3 protein-coding genes are annotated in these 4102 nt (G+C 73.6%); all 3 read right to left on the bottom strand.

Annotated features, from left to right (window positions below):
- Positions 1-87 precede the first annotated feature (87 nt).
- Positions 88-651: a hemerythrin domain-containing protein gene (locus ABTZ58_RS39775; protein WP_351368318.1), complete on the bottom strand. Its 564-nt coding sequence runs from the start codon at positions 649-651 to the stop codon at positions 88-90.
- Positions 652-730: 79 nt separating this feature from the next.
- Positions 731-1264 carry a DoxX family protein gene (locus ABTZ58_RS39780; protein WP_351368321.1) on the bottom strand — a complete coding sequence of 178 codons (534 nt, stop codon included), beginning with the start codon at positions 1262-1264 and terminating at the stop codon, positions 731-733.
- 925 nt (positions 1265-2189) lie between these two features.
- Positions 2190-3854, bottom strand: coding sequence for an alkaline phosphatase D family protein (locus tag ABTZ58_RS39795; protein ID WP_351368324.1), 1665 nt, complete (start codon positions 3852-3854; stop codon positions 2190-2192).
- Positions 3855-4102: the final 248 nt, after the last annotated feature.

The following is a 4102-nucleotide window of genomic DNA, read 5'->3' on the forward strand; positions in this document are numbered from 1 at the left end:
ATGGCGACGGCCGGGCCGCCCAGGCCCCGCAGCACCGCCCGCCGGTCGGGGTCGGGCCCTTCTCTCTCACGCGCGGCGGAGGCCGCGTCACTCGAACTTGCCGCGTCCGGACAGCGCGTCGCGCAGCCGGTCGACCATGCCGGTGCCCGGAGCCAGCAGCTTGTTCGCCGGAGGCTTGTCGGGGGCCGCCGGGTGCGGCCGGGTCGGGGCGGTCTTCTTCGCCTTGCGGACCTTGTCGCCGAGTTCGTCCAGCGTGTCCATCGGGCAGGCCTGGCGCAGCCGCGGGAAGAGGTTGCCCTCCTCGTCGGCGATGTGCGAGCGGATCTCGCTCATCAGCATGCCCACGAGCCGGTCGAAGTCGGCGTCACCCGCGTCACAGCCCTCCAGATCCTTCATGATCCGCTCGGCCGTGGCGTGGTCCTTCAGTTCCTGGTCGGCGAGGGCGTCCCCGCCGGCCACGTGCTCGCGCACGGCCGGGTAGAGGTAGGCCTCCTCGGCCACCGAGTGCCGGACGAGTTCCATGGTGACCTGGTCGGCGTACACCTTGCGGTCCTGGTGGCCGGACGGCAGCGCCTCGATCCTGCCGAACATCTCTTCGACCTCGCGGTGATCGGTCACCAGCTCGTCGATGACGTTTCCTCCGTGTCCCATGTCCTTCACCTCCGGTCCTCGGGTCCCCCCGGCCCCTCGGGGCTAACGCGTGGTCGTCGCGGGCCGGTCCGGCCGCGGCTCAGGCGGGCAGTTTGGCGCGGACCCGTCCGGCCGCGGCGGCCGGGCGCGCGGTGGCGCGGACGGAGCGCCGCACCAGGCCCGCGTCGCGGCGCACCGCGCGGGCGGCGTGGGAGCCGCGCCACAGCAGCGAGGGCCGGGCACCGGTGTCGTCGGCGGCGATCAGCAAACCGCCCAGCATGGACAGGTTCTTGAAGAAGTGGATGCGCTGCTGGGCCCGCTCCTCGGGGTCCTCCACCTCCCAGAACCGGTGTCCCGCGAGCGTCGTGGGCACCAGAGTGGCCGCGATGGCCAGCGCGGCCGGGCGGGACATGCGCCCCGTGGCCAGCATCAGGCCCGCCGCCACCTGTACGGCGCCGCTGAGCCGTACGACCTGCTCGGTGCGGTCGGGCAGGGCCGGGACGCGTTCGGTGACGGGGCGGACGACAGGCTCGGCGGCGTCGGCGACCTGCTTCGGGTCGCGGACGGAGTTCATGCCGCCCGTGAGGAACATCGAGGCGAGCATGGGGCGGCCGAGCACACGCAACAGACTCATGGCCCTCTCCAGGTGTCGGTAAGGTCGGGTGCCCGCCGGGTTCCCCGGCAGCGGCCGAACCAGTCACGCCGTCCGGTGCCGTGTCCAGGCCTCCTCGCGCAGTTCCTCCGGCAGCAGGACGTCGGCGGCGGTGCAGGCGAGAGCCCGGGCCGCGCCGGCCAGCACCTCGCGGGCCCGGGGCGAGGCGGACGCCGCGGCGAACTCGGGCGGGCGTGCCGGCCGCCAGCACCGAACCGGCGGACAGCGCGGGCACGGCGCCCAGGGCCATCGCGGCCCCCAGCCCCGCAGCGGCGATGAGGTCGTGGCCGCACGCGTGGCCGAGGTTGGGCAGGGCGTCGTGCTCCAGCAGCAGCGCCACGGTGGGCCGGCCCCGGCCCGAGCGACCGGTGAACGCGGTCGGCATCCCGGCCACGCCGCGCTCCACGGTGAACCCGGCGCGCTCCAGCTCGCCCGAGAGCAGCGCCGCGGCCGGTGTCCGGTGAAGGCGTACTCGGGATCGGCGTGCAGCCGCAGGGCGACGCCCCACGGCGCGTCGGCCCGCGCGGCCACCTCCTCACGGAGGGCGAGGTGTACGTCGTCGCGGATCGGGGGGTGCCCGCCTCCGCCTCGTTGACCAGCCGCCGGGACGCCTGGGCCCGGGTCAGCCCGAGATCGCGCTGCAGGGCGCGCGGCTCCGGGGCCGACGGCCGGTCGGCGCCCAGGGTCTGCGCGGCCGTGGGCGGAGGACCGGCCGCGGGCGTCGGCTCGGCCGCCGCGGCGGCGGGGAGCCCGGTGGCGACGAGCGCGCGGAGAGCGGTGAGGGCCGCCCGGCGGCCGGTCAGGGCAGGTCTGTGGACCATGCGTTGTGTCTCCTTCGGTCACGGTGTCCGACAGGGATTTCGATCACGTGCGACTCCGGGGCAGAGTGCAGGACGGGCGCCGGGCGTCAGGCGGACTTCAGGCCGGGCGAGCCCACCTCCGTGACGAAGGACGCGGTCGTCGAGATGGTGCCGCCGGGCTCGGTGATGGCCGAGACCGTACGGAAGTCGACCTGGGCGTTTCCCTGGCCGAGCTCGACCCGCACGTAACCGCGCCGGCCGTCGAAGTACTTCATGTGCGGGTTGGCCGTCATGCAGGTCTCCCAGTCGGACGGCTTCTCGGTGCCGTCGCCGCCGCTGGCGATCGAGGTGCAGGTGAACTCCGTGCCCAGCGTCTTCGACGCCGGGTCGTCGAAGTCCTCCTTGATGTCGAAGGCGTACCCGACGTGGACGTCACCGGTGAGGACCATCCAGTTCGCGACGCCCGCCGCCTTGGCGCCCGCCATCACGCGGTCGCGGGAGGCCCGGTAGCCGTCCCAGGCGTCCATGGAGACCCGGGCGGGAGCGGTCAGGTCGAACTTGCGCTGCGAGAAGCACACCTGCTGGGGCATCACCTTCCACAGCGCGGCGGAGGACCGCCAGCCGTCCAGCAGCCAGCGCTCCTGCACGTCGCCGGTGAGGGTGCGCGCCGGATCGTCCGACTCGGGGCCCGGGGCGTGCGGCCGGTCGTTGTAGGCCTGGTCGGAGCGGTACTGGCGGGTGTCCAGGATGTCGAACTGGGCGAGGGAGCCCCACGCCAGCCGGCGGTACAGCCGGGCGTCCGGGCCCTGCGGCAGCTGCTCGGCGCGCAGGGGCTGGTTCTCCCAGTACGCCCGGTAGGCGGCGGCGCGGCGCACCAGGAACTGGTCCTGCGGGCCACCGTTCTCGTCGACGGCCCCGGCGTGGTTGTTCTCCGTCTCGTGGTCGTCCCAGGTGACGACGAACGGGTGCTGGGCGTGCGCCGCCTGCAGGTCCGGGTCCGTCTTGTAGAGCGAGTACCGCAGCCGGTAGTCCGCCAGGGTGGTCGTCTCGCGGTTGAAGACGTCGGGCAGTTCGCGGTCGGTGTAGCGGCGGGCCCCGCCGGCGGAGTCCACGGCGCACTCGTAGAGGTAGTCGCCGAGGTGGAAGACGACGTGGACGTCCTCCTGCGCCAGGTGCCGGTAGGCGGTGTAGTAGCCGTCCTGGTAGGCCTGGCAGGCGACCGCGGCCAGCCGCATGCCGTCGGTGTCGCCGCCCGCGGCCGGTGCCGTCCGGGTCCGGCCGGTGGGGCTGATCCAGGCACCCACCCGGAACCGGTAGTAGTACTCGCTGTCCGGCATCAGGCCCTTGACGTCGACGTGCACGCTGTGCGCGTACTCCGGGTGGGCCGTGGCGACGCCCCGGTGCTCCACGAAGGAGAACCACTCGTCGATGGCCACTTCCCAGTACACGACGACCCGTTGCTGGCCAAGACCGCCGTCCTCCGCGAAGGGCTGCGGGGCCAGCCGGGTCCACAGCAGCACCGAATCGGGCAGCGGGTCCCCGGAGGCCACCCCGAGCGTGAACGGGTTGTCGGTGATACGGACCGCGTCCAGCTCGCGGGTGGCGGTGGCGCCGCGGGCCGGCCGGTTGGTGGAGAAGGCGAGCAGCGCGGCCGCCGCGGTGACGGTCAGGAAGCGACGGCGGGCCACGTGCGGGGCAGCGGAGTTCAGTACGGCGTCGTGCGGGGAGAAGGCATGCTCGGACGGTGCGCTTTGACGGCCCGTCAGCGCCATCTGAGGTCCTCTCGTACGGGGCAGTTGCGCCCCGGGCGGACGTGTGGGGACATCGCCGACGTGTGGAGCGCGGAACTCGCATGCTAAGCAGACAAAATGCCTGAAATCAGCACGACGTGCGGGAGGTTCACACCACAGGCGGTACGAGAGGACTACCGTGCGCGGCCGCCGGCGTGGCAGTCAGCGCGGTGAGGGCGAGCGGGAGGGCGCCGAGGGCGGCGACGCTGGCTACCGAGCGGCGTGCGGGC

It is taken from the genome of Streptomyces sp. NPDC094143 (assembly GCF_040303825.1).
Taxonomy (GTDB): Bacteria; Actinomycetota; Actinomycetes; order Streptomycetales; family Streptomycetaceae; genus Streptomyces.